This is a genomic window from uncultured Roseovarius sp. (genome assembly GCF_913054395.1).
In the GTDB taxonomy this organism is placed as follows: domain Bacteria; phylum Pseudomonadota; class Alphaproteobacteria; order Rhodobacterales; family Rhodobacteraceae; genus Roseovarius.
In genome coordinates, this window is the sequence record NZ_CAJXIP010000076.1 from 1 (window position 1) to 16728 (window position 16728).

Genomic DNA, 16728 nt, shown 5'->3' on the forward strand with positions numbered 1-16728 from the left:
CTGGAAATATGTCTCGATCGACACCCATGTTCTTGGGACGGTGGTGCGCGGCGCCACCGGGCGGGGCATTGCCGACCTCATGTCGGAAAAGATCATCGCCCCCCTCGGGCTTGAGGCCGAGCCCTATTACCTGACAGATGGCGAGGGGGTTGCCTTTGCTCTTGGCGGGCTGAACCTGACCACCCGCGATTATGCCCGATTTGGCATGATGTTCGAGCAGATGGGCCGCTGGCAGGGGCAACAGGTCGTACCGGCGGATTGGGTGCGCGCCTCGACCCGTGCCAGCGCCCCGACCCTGCCCGACAAGATCGGATATGGCTATCAGTGGTGGATTCCCAAGGGCGCCCCCGAGGGCCAATTCATCGCCCGCGGGATTTATGGCCAGTATATTTTCATCGACCAGAACAGCGATGTGGTGATTGTCGTCACCGCCGCTGACCGCAAGTTCCGCGAACCCGGCGTGCATGACGCCAATATCGCCATGTTGCGTGCCCTCGCCGATGGCCTTTAGCGCGGGATTGACGGGGCCGTAATCCACGCTAGGCTTGGCTGTGAAAGAGAGGCCCGCGCGATGATCGAAAAAGACCCCGCCATCAATGTCATGGGCACCGAACTTGAGCCGTGCTCGAATGACCCTGTCACCGGGTTTTTCCGCGACGGGCATTGCAATACCTGCGCGCAGGATCAGGGCAGCCACACGGTCTGTGCGCTGATGACCGCAGAGTTTCTTGCCTATTCCAAATATGTCGGCAATGACCTCAGCACGCCCAAGCCGGAATTCGGCTTTGCCGGGCTAAAGCCGGGGGATCAATGGTGCCTCTGCGCCGCGCGTTTCCTTCAGGCCCACGACGAAGGTTGTCCGCCCAAGGTGCGCCTTGCAGCCACCCACATGCGCGCACTCGATATCGTTCCGCTGGCGATCCTTGAAGAAAACGCCAAGACGCAGTGATGTCCTGTCTCGGGAAATGGGTGCCCGCCAGGCCGGTGTAACCCACCCGCCTGGCGATTTGCGTTGAAAGGTCGGGGCGGCTCAGGCGCCGCTCATGTCAAAACCAAGGTGTTTGGCGACGGTGAAGATATCCTTGTCGCCGCGGCCGCACATGTTCATCACCAACAGGTGGTCCTTGGGCAGGGTCGGCGCGATTTTCATCACATGGGCAAGCGCATGGCTTGGCTCAAGCGCGGGAATGATGCCCTCTTTTTCACAGCTCAGCTGAAACGCCTCAAGCGCCTCGGCATCGGTGATCGAGACATATTGCGCACGTTTGGTTTCGTGCAGCCAGCTATGCTCGGGGCCGATACCGGGGTAATCAAGCCCTGCTGAAATCGAATGCCCCTCAAGGATCTGGCCATCGTCATCCTGCAAAAGATAGGTCCGGTTGCCATGCAGCACACCCGGGCGCCCGCCGGTCAGCGAGGCGCAATGCTCCATCTTGGCATTCACGCCTTTGCCGCCGGCCTCGACGCCAATGATATTGACCTCTTTGTCATCCAGGAACGGATAGAACAGCCCCATGGCGTTCGACCCACCGCCGATCGCCGCAATAAGCGTATCGGGAAGACGGCCCTCGGCGGCCTGCATCTGTTCACGGACTTCCTTGCCGATGATCGACTGAAAATCACGTACCATCGCCGGATAGGGATGCGGGCCCGCAACCGTACCGATGCAATAGAAGGTGTCGCGCACATTGGTCACCCAATCGCGCAGCGCATCATTCATCGCATCCTTGAGCGTGCCACGCCCGGATGTGACCGGCACCACCTCGGCCCCCAAAAGCCGCATGCGAAAAACGTTCGGCGCCTGACGCTCAACATCATGCGCGCCCATGTAGACCACGCATTTCAGCCCGAACTTGGCACAGACGGTTGCCGTGGCGACCCCGTGCTGACCGGCGCCGGTTTCGGCGATGATGCGCTTTTTGCCCATGCGACGGGCCAGAATGATCTGTCCCAGCACATTGTTGATCTTATGCGCGCCGGTATGGTTCAGCTCGTCGCGCTTGAGATAGATCTTGGCGCCGCCAAAATGCTGGGTCAGGCGGTCGGCATAATAAAGCGGGCTGGGACGGCCAACATAATGCGTCCACAGATCATTCATTTCCGCCCAGAAACTGTCATCGGTCTTGGCGCGCTCGTATTGTTCTTCAAGCTCCAGAATAAGCGGCATCAGGGTTTCAGACACGAACCGCCCGCCAAAATCGCCAAAGCGGCCCTTTTCGTCGGGGCCGGTCATGAAGCTGTTGAAAAGATCGTTCATCGCAAGGGCCTTCTCATCCGGGATGTGTTGTGGATGAATATGGGAGGCCGTAAGGATTTTCCAGCGAAAAGCGGTTGCGCGGCACCCGAGATTTTTCGCCGAAAAATCTATGCACCGCTCAGCTGCGGCGGATCACATAGAGCCGCGACCACAAATCGGGCTCGGCCAGAAGAAACGGCCGGAAAGGCACCGAACGCTGGATGATCCGGACCTGACCGCTATCGACCAGCGATTCCAGCACCGATTGAAAGCCCTGTTCTTTCCACGTGGCCTCCAGAAGGTTGAAAACACCGATGCCGCCAGAGCGCGTTACCCGGCTCAGGTGGATAAGGCTCTCGGGCGGGGCATGACCGGGACCGAAGGCGCCGAGACAGGTAAAGCCCGCGAATGTATCATCCTCAAACGGTAGCCCCTCGCCCATATCGGCCTCGAACAATGCGTCATAGGTTCCGGTTCGTTGCGCCGCCTCCAACATGCCGGACGACAGATCGCAGCCTGTGATCGGACCATAGCCCATGATCGCAAGGCTTTCCCCGACAAGCCCGGTGCCACAGGCGGCATCAAGCACAGGCCCCTCGACAAGGCCCATGTGGCGCGCGAACATGCCCGCACCAAGCGCAGGCAGGCGAAAGCCCCGCGCCAGGTTGTCCGCCTCATAGCTCTGCGCCCAATCGTTATAGATCGCGCGGGATTGATCGGGGGTTTTGGCGCCGTAAACGTCGCTCAGGTCATCGGGATCGCGGGTCATCTGGGTCTCCGGTCGGTTCGCTCAGAGCATCCTGCCTGCGCGCGGGCCTGTCAACCGATCCGCCTAGTCTAGCGCGCGTTTGAACCCGAAATGCGAGGCCGTGAAGCCGAGGCTTTCGTAAAACCGCCGACTTTCCGCGCGGCTCTGGTTCATCGTGAGCTGGATAAGGCTGCAACCGGCGGCGCGGGCACGCGCCTCGACATCCGCGAACATCTGATGGCCAAGCCCCTGACCGCGCATGGAACTGGCAATGCGCACCGATTCAACCTGAGCGCGCCGCGCCGCCGAAAGAGACAGCCCGCTGATCAGCGTCAGCTGATAGGTCGCCAGCACCGTTCCATCCGCATTGACCCCGACAATCAGCTGGTTGTTGCCCTCGGTCCGCATCGCGTAAAACGCCGCAAGATAAGGCGCCAGATCGTCAAGCTCTCGTCCCTGCCCCAAAACGTCATCGGCCAAAAGCGCCACCACGGCCGCCACATCCACGCGGTGTGCCGGACGAAACGTCAGCTGCATCTTGCGGCCTCGATAAAGGCGCGGATAAGTGCCGGATCCTTGACGCCCGGCGCGCTTTCAACCCCCGAGGAAACGTCAAGCTGCTTCGCGCCGGTCAGTTTGATCGCCTCGGCCACATTGCCCGGCACAAGCCCCCCCGCCAAAAGCCAGGGCAAAGTCCAGCGCCGCCCCGCGATCAGCGTCCAGTCAAAGGCAAGCGCGTTGCCGCCCGGACGGGTGGCGCCCTTGGGCGGTTTGGCATCAATCAAAAGCTGGTCCGCAACGCGGGCATAGATGTCGATCCGGGCCAGATCGTCGGCCCCGGCCACGCCAAGCGCCTTGATCACAGGAAGGCCATAGCGCGCCTTGATTTCGGTCACCCGCTCGGGCGTCTCGTGACCGTGAAGTTGCAGGAAATCAAGCGGCACGGCGGCGGTCAGCGCATCAAGCCGGGCGTTGTCCGCGTCAACCGTCAGCGCGACCTTGGCGACCCCCGGCGGCACCGGAAGGGCAAGTGCCGCCGCCTTTTCAAGCGCAAGGTGGCGCGGCGACTTCTCAAAGAACACGAATCCCACATAAGACGCCCCCGCCGCGACGGCAGCAGACACATCCTGCGCGGCGGTCAGGCCGCAAATTTTGACACGGATATTCTCAGGCATATGCGCCTTCTAGCTGGCCTGATCCAAAAGTGCCAGAACCTCGTCCTTGCCCTGATGCTTTTCACCTTTGAGGCGCTTGACCTCGGCCCGCAGGCTTGCAAGTTCACGCGCCTGCCGGGCGGCGGCGGCCCGCTCGCCCGCTTCGCGAATCCATTCCCAGATAAAGCCGACGACAAGACCGGCCAGAATGCCGCCGAAGATAACCAGGAACAGCGGCATCTGATAGGTCGGGTTCAGCGCGGCCAGGCCAGCCATCTCATCCGGCAACACCCGAAGCGTCACCGGCGCCCGGTTGGCAAGCGCAATCAGGATAAGCGCCAGGGCGAAAATGGCGATAGAGGCATAGCGAATGTAGCGCATGGACTATTTCCCGTTCAGCCGGTCACGCAAAAGCTTGCCGGTCTTGAAAAAGGGCACGTGCTTTTCCTCGACCTGCACACTTTCACCGGTGCGCGGGTTGCGCCCGGTGCGCGCATCGCGCTGCTTGACGGAAAAAGCACCGAACCCACGAAGCTCGACCCGGTTTCCCCCGGCCATGGCATCGGTAATCTCGTTGAAAATGGTATTCACGATACGCTCGACGTCACGCTGATAGAGGTGCGGGTTTTCATCGGCGATTTTCTGGATCAGTTCCGATCGGATCATCGGTGGTTTCTCCCCCGGTTTTATTGCTTTTCAGATGGTGGCGGTTGCAGGGACTATAATCACAATCGCACGAAACCCAAACAGAAAGCCGGGTCCAAGAGGCGGAAATATATGAAATATTTGACATTCTGGGCGCGAATTAATGCGCCGGGACGCTCTCGCGCCACAGTTGACGGCGGCGCACCGGAATTCTGCATTGCGGCATCCGATTTGATTCGCAAAGGCCCGTCCCGCCTCCTTCATTCGGCGGGTGCACGCGCAGGACCGGCCGCAATGGTGGACATTTCCGCGCGCCCGCCGCATGGTCGTCGCAAGTAAACGAGGGGCCAATGACCACACGCAAAATCATCATCGACACAGACCCCGGTCAGGATGATGCCGTTGCGATTCTGCTGGCCCTGGCCTGTCCCGAACAGCTTGAGGTGCTCGGACTTACCTGTGTCGCGGGCAATGTTCCGCTTGACTTAACGACAAGAAATGCGCGTGTTATCTGTGAGTTGGCAGGCAAAGCTGATGTTCCCGTCTACGCCGGATGCGACCGCCCCCTTGGCCGTGATCTTGTGACCGCAGAGCATGTACATGGCCGCTCGGGCCTTGATGGGCCGACCCTGCCAGACCCGACGATGCCGCTTCAGGAACAACACGCGGTCGAGTTCATCATCGACACCCTGCGCAGCCGCCCGGACAAAAGTGTCACGCTTGTCCCGATCGGGCCGCTGACCAATATCGCAACAGCGTTTAAGAACGCCCCAGATATAATTGATAAGATAGATGAAATTGTCCTTATGGGAGGCTCGCATTTTGCTCAGGGAAATGTGACACCGGTGGCCGAGTTCAATATTCATGTCGATCCGCAAGCCGCCGAAATCGTGTTCCGCGCCGGTGTGCCGCTGGTGATGATACCGCTGGATGTTACCCACAAGGCGCTTGTGACCCCTGCGCGCAATGCCGCGCTTCGCGCCATCGGCACCCCGGTCGGGCGCGCGGTGGCCGAACTGACAGGGTTTTTCGAACGCTACAATCCCGAACGATATGGCGAGGGTGGCGCGCCACTGCATGATCCCTGCACGATCGCCTGGCTGCTCCGGCCAGAGTTGTTTCAGGGACGCAAGGTGAATGTGGAAATCGAAACCCGGTCCGAATTGACCATGGGGATGACCGTCACCGACTGGTGGGGCACGACCGGACGCCGCCCCAATGCAACCTTTATCCACACCATAGATGCCGAAGGCTTTTTTGACCTTCTGATAGAAAGGCTGGCCCGGCTATGACGGCGCTTAATCTGGCAAAACCCGAAGATTTTGACCGGCTCCTCCCGCTTGTACGCGCCTTTCACGACGAGGCGCAGATCGTTCAGGAAGACGCCCACCGTCATGCCGCCCTGATGCCCCTTCTGGAAGGCAGCCCGCATGGCGCGGCCTATCTTATCGGCCCCGGACGCGCGCCGATCGGCTATATCGTGATAAGCTTTGGCTGGTCGGTGGAATTCGCCGGCCTCGACGGCTTTGTCGACGAGCTTTACATCCGTCCCGGCGTCCGTGGGCGCGGCATCGGAACCGAGGTGATGAGCAGCCTGCCCAAGGCCCTTGCCGGCGCCGGATTGAAGGCGTTGCACCTTGAAGTGCGCCGCGATAACACCCGCGCGCGTAAGCTTTATGAAAAGCTGCGGTTTTTCCCGCGCGACGACTACTGTTTGCTGACGCGCGAAATGTAGCTTTTTTCGGCAAAATGCTTACGTTAGGTCAATGAACATGAACATACCCTTTCAAAACACCTACGTTCACCTGCCGCCACGGTTTTTCACGCGCCAGACCGCCGTGCCGGTCAAGGCGCCCAGGGTGATCCGGTTCAACACGCCGCTGGCGGATGAACTGGGCATCACCTGTGACGATTCCGTCGAAATCGCCGAGGTTTTCGCCGGCAACCGCCAGCCAGGCGGTGCCGATCCCCTGGCGCAGGCCTATGCCGGGCATCAGTTCGGCGGTTTCTCCCCACAGCTGGGCGATGGGCGCGCGCTTTTGCTTGGCGAGGTGATTGATAGTGCCGGACAACGGCGCGACATTCAGCTCAAGGGCTCTGGCCCCACCCCCTATAGCCGGATGGGCGACGGGCGGGCCTGGCTTGGGCCGGTGCTGCGCGAATATGTGGTCTCCGAGGCGATGCACGCGCTTGGCCTGCCGACGACACGCGCACTCGCCGCCGTGACCACAGGAGAGACGGTCTATCGCGAGGCGGGCGGATTGCCCGGCGCGATCCTGACCCGCGTGGCAAGCAGTCACCTGCGCGTCGGCACCTTTCAATACTTCGCCGCCCGCCGAGATCTGGACGGGTTGCAGGCGCTTTATGACTACACCGTCGCGCGCCATTATCCGCATGTTGAAGGCCCGGCGCATTTACTGGCCGAAGTCATCCGGCGTCAGGCCAGGCTGATCGCGGGCTGGATGGCGGTGGGCTTTATCCACGGCGTTATGAACACCGACAACACCGCGATATCCGGCGAAACCATAGATTACGGCCCCTGCGCCTTCATGGATGCCTACCACCCCCAGACCGTGTTCAGCTCGATCGACGCCCATGGGCGCTATGCCTATGACAACCAGGCGCATGTCATCGTCTGGAACATGGCACAGCTTGCCACCGCGCTGGTGCCCTTGATGCCCGATCAGGATGAGGCGATCGAGGATTTTACCGCGCTGGTGCACGCAATGCCCGACCAGATCGAAACCGAATGGCGCAGCGCTTTTGGCCGCAAGATCGGGATTGCCCGCGCCACGACCGCAGATGCCGCGCTGATCGGTGATCTTCTGGCACGGATGGCCGACAACCGCGCCGATTTCACCAATACGTTCCGCGCCCTGTACAGCGGCAGTGCCCGCGATCAGTTTCTTGATCCGGCGGCGTTTGACGACTGGGAAACTCAATGGCGCGCCCGCCTGACCGCCGAACAGGATCCGAAGGGCATAATGGCCATAGCCAACCCCGCCTTTATCCCGCGCAACCATCGCATCGAACAAATGATCGAGGCGGCCGTTTCCGGCGATTTTGCCCCGTTCGAGCGGCTCTTGACGGTGCTTGCCAATCCCTATCAGGATCAGCCCGAGGCCAGCGACCTGGCGCGACCGCCGCACCCCTCCGAAGTGGTGCAACAGACCTACTGCGGCACCTGAGGGCGGACAAAAGAAAACGGCGCCGGGGTTTCCCCGACGCCGCTTGAATTTTCAGGCAGCGCTTGCGCGCGGGCCACCGCCGGGTTTGCGGCGACGATTGCCGCCGCCGGGCTTGCCCTGCCCCATACCGGGCTTGCCACCGCCGCCGCCACCGCGACGACGTGGGCCACCACGACCCGAGGGCTGTTTCTTGGCCTTGGGGTCAGGCAGAACCTCCCACGCACGGCCAGACGCGACAGGGATCGAAATGCCCATGACCTTCTGGATGTCCTTCAGTTCGCCCATTTCATCCGGCGCACAGAACGCAATCGCACAGCCATCCCGCCCGGCGCGCGCGGTGCGCCCGATGCGGTGCACATAGTTATCGGGCACGTTCGGCAATTCAAAGTTATAGACATGCTTCACGTCCGGAATATCAAGCCCGCGCGCCGCCACGTCGGTGGCGACAAGCACTTTGACCTGACCGTCGCGGAACGCCTTCAGGGCCCGGTCCCGCTGGCCCTGGCTTTTGTTGCCATGGATCGCAGCCACTTTGAAACCAGCCTGTTCAAGCTTGCGCGCAAGCTTGTCCGAGCCGTGTTTGGTGCGCCCAAAGACCAGCGCCAGCTCGTCCTTGTGCTTGCCCAGCATCTCGACCAGCAGATCCGGCTTGGCGGCCTTGGCAACAAAGTGAACCTCTTGGGTGATCTTGTCGGCGGCCTTGCCCGGAGGGCTAACCTGTACCCGCTTGGGGTGCTTGAGGTAGGTGCTTGCAATCTCTTCCATCTGTTTCGGCATGGTGGCCGAGAACAGCATGGTCTGACGCTCTGCCGGAATCAGGCTCGCGATCCGGCGCAGCGCGTGGATAAAGCCGAGATCAAGCATCTGATCGGCCTCGTCGAGCACGAGGAACCGGGTTTCGTCAAGCCGCAGCGCGCGACGGTCCAACAGGTCAAGCAGGCGACCGGGCGTCGCCACAAGAATGTCGGTGCCACGCTCAAGCCGCTTGATCTGGGCATTGATCGAGGTGCCGCCAACCACGACACCGATCTTGATCGGTGTGTCCTTGACCAGCGGGAAAAGCGCGTCGCGGATCTGACCGGCCAGTTCGCGGGTCGGTGCCAGGATCAGGCTGCGCACGGATTTCGGCGTGGGCTTGCCCTTCATTTCGATAAGTTGCGCCAGCAAAGGCAGGCCAAAGGCGGCGGTCTTGCCGGTGCCTGTCTGCGCCAGCCCCATCACGTCAAACCCATTGAGGGCATGCGGGATGGCGTGGGTCTGGATGGGGGTCGGCTCTTCAATACCCATGGCGCCCAGTTTGCGCACAAGCTCATTGGGCAGACCCATTTCCTGAAAAAGGTTCACTTCATATCCTTTCGGGTCCGGGCACATGCCGCAGACCGTGACGGGCAAGCCTCATGGCAACCCGTAATCGTGGTTGCGCCTGCAAGTGACCCGAGACCGATTGCCCCGATGCCCAGCAGACGTTTTGCCCCACGCGTGATTTTGGGATCAATCCGCGACATTTCATTACTAGGCGGCCATTATTGGCGGCACTGCTCACGCGGCAGGAAATGTCGGTTGACCGGCATATGAGGGCGCGGGGCCACAAAGTCAAGCTTTGCGTTGAAACAGACCCCGACCAGCCCCCTGATCAGCGGATCATCCAGCGCCCCTTGGGCCAGAAGGCGTGAAAGGCAAAGGCGAACATCACGTCATGCGCCAGATCGCGCCCCTGCCCGTCGCGCACCCGTACCGTGCCCACGTCACGCCCCTTGGCGATGGTCGCGTGATCAAGCGCCGAGGCCTGCCCGGGTTCCCAGCTGATGTTCACCCCAGCTTCGCGCACCCCGCCCTCGGCGCGGATGCGCGTCAGAGGCCAGGCGCGGTCGCCGACGCGCACCACCCGTTCCAGCGGCGAAATGCCATGCGGCGGGTTTTCTCCGGTATAAAGAAACGGTCGCGCCGACCTGTCGTAACCGACATAGGGATTGCGCCCATAGCTGCGGTTGTATTCGGGCTCTGACATCACAAGGCCGTTCGGATTGCGCGCCTTGAACTGGGCAAAGCTTTCCATCCAGCTTGGCAGGGCCCTGAGTTTGGTCCCGGTCAGGTCACCGACAATCGCCTCGCCAATCGCCTGTTGCCACCAGCTTTCGGTTTCACGGTCAAACATCACCATGTCCGAATTGCGCAGCTTGCCCGACACTCCGAAACTCAGCGTGCCGCGTGAAATGCGTCGGTCAAAGGTGATGCCGGAATTGCACAGCGGACAGAAGGTGACCGCGATCGGAATGCCGCCGACCCTGTCATTCACGATCTCATGCCACGTCAGATAGCGCAGCGGATAGGCGCGCGGGCTGGCACCGTCGATTTCGACCGTGATCACCGGCTCGGTGCCCGAAATGCGCCGCTCTGACCCGACCTTGTGAAAATCCGGATTGCTCAGCGCCGGGATGCCATCCTTCGGCGGACCGCCGGACATGATCTCGGTCCAGTTGGTGACACTGGTCCTGTTGAAATTGGTATTTGGCCATTCATGGCGCCAGAACGACGGATCGGCCTGTGCCAGCCCGGCCATCACGATCAAGGCGCTCAGCATCGTCATAAAGCGGGTCATCGGCAAACTCCCTGGATGCCGGTCATGATGCCGCCACTGGCCATGCCTGCCTAGCCCCACCCACGCGATTGTGACGCGCGATGATCGGGTCTCAGCGCCGCTCTTGCCTGGCGCGGGCCTCTTTCTTTTTCGCCTGGCCGATGACGCGATCCCACTTGCGCACTCGCAGCAGCCTGCGAAAGGCGCGCTCAAGTTCGCCGACGCCGTCGCGCAGATAGCACCGCCCATGCGCCAGAACGATCCGCTCGGGCGCCCAGCCGATCATCGCCTCGACGCTATCGGCCAAGGCCTCTTTGTCACGAAATCCCCACCGCAGGATCGGCGGCATCTTGCCGTCGGTATCATCAATCCCGTTGAGCCAGACAAACGGCCTGAACCGCGCCGCGATCCTGGCGGTCTCGATATTCTCGATCAGGTCGGTCAGAATCAGGGTCCGGCTCGCCTTGTGGAAAAACACCGCCTCGCGATGGGTCTTGCTTCCCGCCACGATCAATTGCTCAAGCTGGCCTTTCCACGGCGCCTCGGCGCGATCCGGCCTGAGCTTGCGCTCCACCGCGAGTGTCAGGCCGTTCCTTGCCGCCCGTTCCACCACCCCCGGCGCGGCCCAGGCAGTGGCACGGGGATACCTTTCCTGCCAGTCGCCGAGATGGGCAAAATGCAGCGCATTCGGTGCAATCAGGTGTGCAACCGGGCCAATCGCGTCAAGCTCGCCGCAAAGGCCTTCGGTTATTCTGGTGGGGGAATGCACCCACAAATCCCCGTTTTCCAACCGCACAACCGTGGCGCGGGTGGAAAACGGAAATCCGTAGGATCGGATCGCAGGCCCATCCACAAGCCAGATCCCCTCGGCCAGCGGCTTGAGAGTATTGAGCGGCTCGTATCCTGTGGCCTGCGTCATGGGGTCACTCGATCACGGTGACCTTTTTCATCACGTCAGGACGCCCGACAACAGAGCCATTGGGCCCATTGCCAAGCTTGATCTGGTCGACCACATCCATGCCCTCCGTCACCTCACCAACGATGGTATACTGTCGGTTCAGGAATTCACCCGGCTCGAACATGATGAAGAACTGGCTGTTGGCGCTGTCGAAATCCTGCGAGCGGGCCATGCCGACCACGCCGCGCAAAAATCGCTCTTGCGAGAATTCCGCCTTGAGGTTGGGCCGGTCGCTGCCGCCCATGCCTGCGCGCGACATGTCGCCGCCCTCAAGCTTGCCGAATTGCACATCGCCGGTCTGCGCCATGAACCCCTTGATCACGCGGTGAAACACCACGCCGTCATAGGCCCCTTCCGCGGCCAGTGCCGTGATCTGCTCGACATGAGCGGGGGCAAGGTCTTCGCGCAGGTCGATGGTGATGGTGCCGTTCGCCTCGCCTTCGACCTCGATCTGCAAGCCCGACGCAAACGCAGGGCCCGCCAGCAGAGACAAAACAAAGGCCAGTTTACGCATCAGAGGCCACCTTGACGCTGATCATGCGATCGGGGTTCGCGGGCGGCTCGCCGCGGGCGATCTTGTCCACGTGCTCCATCCCCGAAAGGACACGCCCATAGACCGTGTACTGGCCGTTCAGGAAACTGTTGTCCTTGAAATTGATGAAGAATTGCGAATTCGCGCTGTCCGGGTTCTGGCTGCGCGCCGCGCCGATGGTACCGCGATCATGCGGGATACGGCCGAATTCCGCCTTCAGGTTGGACAGGTCGCTGCCGCCGGTGCCGGCCATGCGCGGGTTATAGTCCTTTTCCATATTGGCATGCTGCACGTCGCCGGTCTGCGCCATGAAGCCGTCGATCACCCGGTGAAAGGCGACGTTGTCATAGTGACCGCCACGGGCCAGCTCTTTCATCCGCTCGCAATGGGCGGGGGCGATATCGACCAGAAGCTCGATCGCGACGGTGCCATCCTTGAGTTCGATCAGAATGGTGTTTTCGGGGTCTTTAATCTCGGCCATCTGGCCCTCCTTGCACAAAACTTTCCCCGAATACCTAGGCGCTTCCGGCGCGATTGCCAAGCGCAGAGGTTGACGCCTGCGGGCGCGCGCGCCAATAGAGGCCGAAAGAAACGAAGGAGCGTCATTCGATGAGCTGGAAAACCCTTGACGATTTGGATCTGAGCGGCAAGCGCGTGCTGGTGCGGGTCGATATCAACGTGCCCGTGGAAAACGGCCATGTGACCGACGCGACCCGGATCGAACGCATCGTGCCGACCGTCAAGGATATCCTCGCCAAGGGCGGCAAGCCGATCCTGCTGGCGCATTTCGGGCGCCCCAAGGGCAAGGTCGTTCTCGACATGTCGCTGCGCGTGACCGTGCCCGCGCTTGAGGCCGCCCTGGGACGCAAGGTGCGCCTGATCGAAACGCTTGAGGGAGCCGAGAACCTCACCGACGAGGCGCTTGCCTCCGAGGTGCTGCTGCTCGAAAATATCCGCTTTCACCCCGGCGAAGAGACCAACGACCCCGAATTCGCCGCCCGCCTTGCGACGCTTGGCGATGTCTATTGTAACGATGCCTTTTCCGCCGCCCACCGGGCCCATGCCTCGACCACCGGGCTTGCCCGGCACCTGCCGTCTTGCGCCGGTCGGTTGATGCAGGCCGAATTGCAGGCTCTCGAAGCCGCGCTTGGGGCGCCCAAACGCCCGGTCATGGCCGTGGTCGGCGGCGCCAAGGTCTCGACCAAGCTTGACCTGCTCGGCAACCTGGTCAGCAAAGTCGATTGCCTGGTGATCGGCGGTGGCATGGCCAACACCTTTCTCGCCGCCATGGGCCTGAATGTGGGCAAGTCGCTGTGCGAACACGATATGGCCGAAACCGCCCGCGAAATCATGATCAAGGCTGGCGCTGCGGGCTGTGAGATCCTGCTTCCGGCCGATGTTGTCGTTGCGCGCGAATTCGCCGCCGGTGCCGCGCATGAGGTGCTCGGCGCACATGCCTGCCCGCCCGATGCCATGATCCTTGACGCAGGCCCACAGGCGGTGGCGCGGATCATCACCGCACTCGACAAGGCCATGACCCTGATCTGGAACGGCCCGCTCGGCGCCTTCGAAATCGAGCCATTCGATACCGCCACCAATGCCGCCGCGCGCCATGCCGCAAAGCTGAGCCGCGAGGGCAAACTGATTTCGGTCGCGGGCGGCGGCGATACCGTCGCGGCCCTCAACAAGGCAGGCGCAGCAGAGGATTTCACCTATATCTCGACCGCCGGCGGCGCCTTCCTTGAATGGATGGAAGGCAAGGACCTGCCCGGCGTCGCCGCCCTCAAGACCTAAGCCCCCCTGTTAGCGCGACCATCATTGCACCCCACGCGCCGCTCGCCTAGAAGCGGCAGCAAACGTGACATCATCAAGCGGGACCTCAGACATGACGAAAATCAGCCAGGCAGACAAGATTCGCAGCGGTCAGGGCTTTATCGCGGCACTTGACCAGTCCGGCGGATCGACCCCCAAGGCGCTTGCCCTCTACGGGATCGACGAAAGCGCCTATAGCTCCGAGGCCGAGATGTTCGACCTGGTCCATGCCATGCGCTCGCGCATCGCCCAGGCCCCGGCCTTCAACGGCGACAAGGTGCTGGGCGCGATCCTGTTCGAGATGACCATGGACCGCGACATCGCCGGCAAACCCGCCGCCCAGTATCTCTGGCAAGAGCGCGGCGTCGTCCCCTTTCTCAAGGTCGACAAGGGCCTTGCCGAGGCCGCCGATGGCGTCAAGCTGATGAAACCGATGCCCGACCTCGACGCCCTGCTGGCGCGCGCTGTCGCCGCGGGCATTTTCGGCACCAAGATGCGCTCGGTGATCGATGCCGCCTCGCCCTCGGGGATCGAGACCGTCGTCGCGCAGCAGTTCGAGATCGGCAAACAGATCCTCGCGTCTGGCCTGACGCCGATCATCGAGCCCGAAGTGACCATCTCGATCAAGGACAAGGCCGAGGCCGAGGCCATCCTGAAGAACGCCCTGCTCAAGCAACTTGACGCCCTGCCCGCCGATCAGGAAGTGATGCTCAAGCTCACCCTGCCCGAGGTCCCGAACCTCTACGCAGCCCTTGTCAATCACCCGCGTGTTCTGCGCGTCGTGGCGTTCTCGGCGGATACAGCCGCGACGAGGCAAACGTGCGTCTGGCCCAGAATACCGGCATCATCGCAAGCTTCAGCCGCGCCCTGACCGAAGGTCTCTCGGCCCAGCAAAGCGACGCTGAATTCAACGCCGCCCTCTCCGAGGCCATCGAGGCCATCCACAAGGCCTCGGTCAGCGGCTGACCGCCAAACCTTGGCGAACCAAGAAAGGGCGCCCCATCCGACGCTCCTTTTTCACGTGCCCCAACATCCAGATTCTTCTTGGTCGAAATGCTCTGGGGGTTTGGGGGCAAAGCCCCCAAGGCCTGCGTGGCCCGAACGCAAACCGCCCTGCGCGGCCCTCGGGCCGCTCCGCTGTTAAAGTATCCACCTTGATGTCGGATTTTCAAGACGTTCAAAACCGATTGCCACTTTTGGGCAACATGCTCTTAAAAGCCGCTAGACGGCGATTCCGCGCCGCCCGGCCAGATCGCTGAAATACTGCCAGGCCACCCGCCCCGAACGCGAGCCGCGCGTCGCCTGCCACTCGATCGCCTCGGCGCGCAATGTGGCGTCGTCAATCTCGACGCCATGTGCATCGCAATAGCCACGGATCATCGCCAGATACTGATCCTGATCACAAGCATGGAACCCAAGCCAAAGCCCAAAGCGATCCGAAAGAGACACCTTTTCCTCGACCGCCTCGGAGGGGTTGATGCCCGACGACCGTTCGTTCTCGATCATGTCGCGCGGCATCAGGTGGCGACGGTTCGAGGTGGCATAGAACACCACGTTCTCGGGGCGCCCCTCGATCCCGCCATCCAGCACCGCCTTGAGGGATTTGTAATGCTGATCGTCATGACTGAACGACAGGTCGTCACAAAACAGGACAAACCGCTCACCGCTTTCGCGCAACAGCGACAGCAACCGGCTGACGGTGGGCAGATCCTCGCGTTGCAACTCCACTATCTTGAGCGGCAGCCCCTCGGCCAGAACGGCGGCATGCACCGCCTTCACAAGGCTCGATTTCCCCATCCCGCGCGCGCCCCACAGAAGCGCGTTATTGGCCGACAGGCCGCGCGCGAACTGAAGCGTATTCTCAAGCAGAGTATCGCGGGCGCGGTTGATCCCGAGCAAAAGCTCCATCTCGACCCGGTTGACCTTCGGCACCGGCACAAGGCGATCCGGGCTCACATGCCACACGAAAGCGTCAGCCATTGCAAAATCGGGGGCCGCGATCGGCGCCGGGCTGATGCGTTCAAGCGCGGCGGCAATACGTTCCATAGGGTCGGTCATCATCTAGCTTTTACCCTTGTCGTCCTCGTCCTCGGCCACGGCATCGGTGAGCGGATCATCAAAGTCGAAATCCTCGTCTTCGTCGTCATCCACCCAGAGCCCCTGCGCGCGCAGCTCGGCTTCGCGCTTGCGTTCAACGCGGGCGACCAACTGAATCGACAGCTCGTAGAGACCATAGACCACAACGAACAGGATCACCTGCGTCACAACATCAGGTGGCGTCACCAAGGCGGCAAGGATCAGAATTGCGACCACGGCATATTTGCGCACGCTTCGCAGACCGGCCGCGCTCACAAGCCCGGCCTTGCCCATCAGGGTCAGCAGCACCGGCAGCTGAAAGCACAGACCAAAGGCCATGATGAACTTCAGCGTAATGTCGAGGCTCTCGTTGACCTTGCCAAAGAACGTGATCTTGATACCTTCGCTGGTCTCCGGCACCACCGCGACATCCACCGGCACCTCGCCCGAGGCGCGCGACAGCAGGTAGGCAAAGATCGAACTCACATCCGCAAAGCCCAGAAAGAACTGCATTGCCAGTGGCGTCACGACAAATTGCGCGAAGGACGCCCCCAGCAGGAACATGAATGGGGAGGCGACAAGGAACGGCATGAAGGCACCCTTTTCGCTCTTGTAGAGCCCCGGCGCCACGAAACGCCACAGCTGGAAGCCGATCACCGGAAACGACAGGGCAAACCCGAACACCATCGAGATCCGGAACAGGGTGAACAGATATTCCTGCGGCGAGGTATACTGGAGCGTCGGCGACGGGTCGCCCAGCTCGCGCAGGGTCGCCTCGATCGGATGCACCAGAAACTGCAG

Annotated in this window: 19 protein-coding genes and 1 pseudogene; 7 read left to right on the forward strand and 13 right to left on the reverse strand. The window is 61.7% G+C overall.

The genetic code is table 11. The annotated features are described in order from the left end of the window. Together QZ522_RS11500 and QZ522_RS11505 are read left to right on the forward strand one after the other, a co-directional pair. The coding region (locus tag QZ522_RS11500) for a serine hydrolase (protein ID WP_294611374.1) at nt 1-511 on the forward strand (511 nt) is incomplete at its 5' end. Between the two features lie 60 nt (nt 512-571). Then, complete coding sequence (locus QZ522_RS11505) at nt 572-949, forward strand: DUF2237 domain-containing protein (RefSeq protein ID WP_294611376.1); 378 nt, start codon at nt 572-574, stop codon at nt 947-949. Between the two features lie 81 nt (nt 950-1030). On the opposite strand, the gene trpB is transcribed toward QZ522_RS11505, so the two are convergent. The 6 genes from trpB to ihfB form a co-directional block, all read right to left on the reverse strand. Next, nucleotides 1031-2257, reverse strand: a complete 1227-nt coding sequence (trpB, locus tag QZ522_RS11510) for a tryptophan synthase subunit beta (protein WP_294611379.1) — start codon at nt 2255-2257, stop codon at nt 1031-1033. Nucleotides 2258-2375: 118 nt separating this feature from the next. Then, on the reverse strand, nt 2376-3005 hold the full coding sequence (locus tag QZ522_RS11515) for a class I SAM-dependent methyltransferase (RefSeq protein WP_294611382.1): 630 nt from the start codon (nt 3003-3005) through the stop codon (nt 2376-2378). Nucleotides 3006-3068: 63 nt separating this feature from the next. Next, on the reverse strand, nt 3069-3521 hold the full coding sequence (locus tag QZ522_RS11520; RefSeq protein WP_294611385.1) for a GNAT family N-acetyltransferase: 453 nt from the start codon (nt 3519-3521) through the stop codon (nt 3069-3071). Continuing rightward, complete coding sequence (locus tag QZ522_RS11525; protein ID WP_294611388.1) at nt 3512-4159, reverse strand: phosphoribosylanthranilate isomerase; 648 nt, start codon at nt 4157-4159, stop codon at nt 3512-3514. Before QZ522_RS11525 ends, QZ522_RS11520 begins: the two co-directional genes overlap by 10 nt. Nucleotides 4160-4168: 9 nt before the next feature. Next, complete coding sequence (locus tag QZ522_RS11530) at nt 4169-4519, reverse strand: lipopolysaccharide assembly protein LapA domain-containing protein (RefSeq protein WP_294611391.1); 351 nt, start codon at nt 4517-4519, stop codon at nt 4169-4171. Between the two features lie 3 nt (nt 4520-4522). Further along, nucleotides 4523-4804 (reverse strand): integration host factor subunit beta, encoded by a 282-nt coding sequence (ihfB, locus tag QZ522_RS11535; RefSeq protein WP_294611394.1) that lies wholly within the window; start codon nt 4802-4804, stop codon nt 4523-4525. Nucleotides 4805-5133: 329 nt separating this feature from the next. Between ihfB and QZ522_RS11540 the strand changes: the two genes are divergently transcribed. The 3 genes from QZ522_RS11540 to QZ522_RS11550 are packed head-to-tail and all read left to right on the forward strand — an operon-like array spanning nt 5134 to nt 7971. After that, nucleotides 5134-6075 carry a nucleoside hydrolase gene (locus tag QZ522_RS11540; RefSeq protein WP_294611398.1) on the forward strand — a complete coding sequence of 314 codons (942 nt, stop codon included), beginning with the start codon at nt 5134-5136 and terminating at the stop codon, nt 6073-6075. Further along, nucleotides 6072-6518, forward strand: a complete 447-nt coding sequence (locus QZ522_RS11545; RefSeq protein ID WP_294611401.1) for a GNAT family N-acetyltransferase — start codon at nt 6072-6074, stop codon at nt 6516-6518. Before QZ522_RS11540 ends, QZ522_RS11545 begins: the two co-directional genes overlap by 4 nt. A 31-nt stretch (nt 6519-6549) precedes the next feature. Further along, nucleotides 6550-7971: a protein adenylyltransferase SelO gene (locus QZ522_RS11550; RefSeq protein ID WP_294611404.1), complete on the forward strand. Its 1422-nt coding sequence runs from the start codon at nt 6550-6552 to the stop codon at nt 7969-7971. Nucleotides 7972-8022: 51 nt separating this feature from the next. Here QZ522_RS11550 and QZ522_RS11555 read toward each other — a convergent pair whose 3' ends face one another. From QZ522_RS11555 to QZ522_RS11575, 5 genes are all read right to left on the reverse strand, one after another. Further along, nucleotides 8023-9315, reverse strand: coding sequence for a DEAD/DEAH box helicase (locus tag QZ522_RS11555; protein ID WP_294611407.1), 1293 nt, complete (start codon nt 9313-9315; stop codon nt 8023-8025). A gap of 289 nt (nt 9316-9604) precedes the next feature. Continuing rightward, a complete protein-coding gene (locus QZ522_RS11560; protein ID WP_294611410.1) occupies nt 9605-10570 on the reverse strand; it encodes a DUF3179 domain-containing protein in 966 nt (321 codons plus the stop codon). Nucleotides 10571-10661: 91 nt separating this feature from the next. Next, complete coding sequence (locus QZ522_RS11565; RefSeq protein WP_294611413.1) at nt 10662-11468, reverse strand: DUF4336 domain-containing protein; 807 nt, start codon at nt 11466-11468, stop codon at nt 10662-10664. A 4-nt stretch (nt 11469-11472) separates the two neighbouring features. Next, the gene (locus QZ522_RS11570; protein ID WP_294611416.1) at nt 11473-12021 is read right to left on the reverse strand and encodes a peptidylprolyl isomerase; all 549 of its coding nucleotides are present in this window, start codon (nt 12019-12021) and stop codon (nt 11473-11475) included. Further along, the gene (locus QZ522_RS11575; protein ID WP_294611419.1) at nt 12014-12520 is read right to left on the reverse strand and encodes a peptidylprolyl isomerase; all 507 of its coding nucleotides are present in this window, start codon (nt 12518-12520) and stop codon (nt 12014-12016) included. Before QZ522_RS11575 ends, QZ522_RS11570 begins: the two co-directional genes overlap by 8 nt. Nucleotides 12521-12648: 128 nt before the next feature. Here QZ522_RS11575 and QZ522_RS11580 point away from each other — a divergent pair, with 128 nt between their 5' ends. Both QZ522_RS11580 and QZ522_RS11585 read left to right on the forward strand, forming a co-directional pair. Then, the gene (locus QZ522_RS11580) at nt 12649-13833 is read left to right on the forward strand and encodes a phosphoglycerate kinase (RefSeq protein ID WP_294611422.1); all 1185 of its coding nucleotides are present in this window, start codon (nt 12649-12651) and stop codon (nt 13831-13833) included. Between the two features lie 91 nt (nt 13834-13924). Further along, nucleotides 13925-14817 (forward strand): annotated as a pseudogene (locus tag QZ522_RS11585) (fructose bisphosphate aldolase). Between the two features lie 255 nt (nt 14818-15072). Here QZ522_RS11585 and QZ522_RS11590 read toward each other — a convergent pair. Next, nucleotides 15073-15909, reverse strand: a complete 837-nt coding sequence (locus QZ522_RS11590; RefSeq protein WP_294611428.1) for an ATP-binding protein — start codon at nt 15907-15909, stop codon at nt 15073-15075. A 3-nt stretch (nt 15910-15912) separates the two neighbouring features. Further along, nucleotides 15913-16728: twin-arginine translocase subunit TatC (locus tag QZ522_RS11595; RefSeq protein WP_294611425.1), on the reverse strand; the 816-nt coding region annotated here is incomplete at its 5' end.

Bases quoted from the DNA above. Each gene is read 5' to 3' on its own strand.
- QZ522_RS11505 (WP_294611376.1), top strand. From the start codon at position 572: ATGATCGAAAAAGACCCCGCCATCAATGTCATGGGCACCGAACTTGAG.
- trpB (WP_294611379.1), bottom strand. From the start codon at position 2,257: ATGAACGATCTTTTCAACAGCTTCATGACCGGCCCCGACGAAAAGGGC.
- QZ522_RS11515 (WP_294611382.1), bottom strand. From the start codon at position 3,005: ATGACCCGCGATCCCGATGACCTGAGCGACGTTTACGGCGCCAAAACC.
- QZ522_RS11520 (WP_294611385.1), bottom strand. From the start codon at position 3,521: ATGCAGCTGACGTTTCGTCCGGCACACCGCGTGGATGTGGCGGCCGTG.
- QZ522_RS11525 (WP_294611388.1), bottom strand. From the start codon at position 4,159: ATGCCTGAGAATATCCGTGTCAAAATTTGCGGCCTGACCGCCGCGCAG.
- QZ522_RS11530 (WP_294611391.1), bottom strand. From the start codon at position 4,519: ATGCGCTACATTCGCTATGCCTCTATCGCCATTTTCGCCCTGGCGCTT.
- ihfB (WP_294611394.1), bottom strand. From the start codon at position 4,804: ATGATCCGATCGGAACTGATCCAGAAAATCGCCGATGAAAACCCGCAC.
- QZ522_RS11540 (WP_294611398.1), top strand. From the start codon at position 5,134: ATGACCACACGCAAAATCATCATCGACACAGACCCCGGTCAGGATGAT.
- QZ522_RS11545 (WP_294611401.1), top strand. From the start codon at position 6,072: ATGACGGCGCTTAATCTGGCAAAACCCGAAGATTTTGACCGGCTCCTC.
- QZ522_RS11550 (WP_294611404.1), top strand. From the start codon at position 6,550: ATGAACATGAACATACCCTTTCAAAACACCTACGTTCACCTGCCGCCA.
- QZ522_RS11560 (WP_294611410.1), bottom strand. From the start codon at position 10,570: ATGACCCGCTTTATGACGATGCTGAGCGCCTTGATCGTGATGGCCGGG.
- QZ522_RS11565 (WP_294611413.1), bottom strand. From the start codon at position 11,468: ATGACGCAGGCCACAGGATACGAGCCGCTCAATACTCTCAAGCCGCTG.
- QZ522_RS11570 (WP_294611416.1), bottom strand. From the start codon at position 12,021: ATGCGTAAACTGGCCTTTGTTTTGTCTCTGCTGGCGGGCCCTGCGTTT.
- QZ522_RS11575 (WP_294611419.1), bottom strand. From the start codon at position 12,520: ATGGCCGAGATTAAAGACCCCGAAAACACCATTCTGATCGAACTCAAG.
- QZ522_RS11580 (WP_294611422.1), top strand. From the start codon at position 12,649: ATGAGCTGGAAAACCCTTGACGATTTGGATCTGAGCGGCAAGCGCGTG.
- QZ522_RS11590 (WP_294611428.1), bottom strand. From the start codon at position 15,909: ATGACCGACCCTATGGAACGTATTGCCGCCGCGCTTGAACGCATCAGC.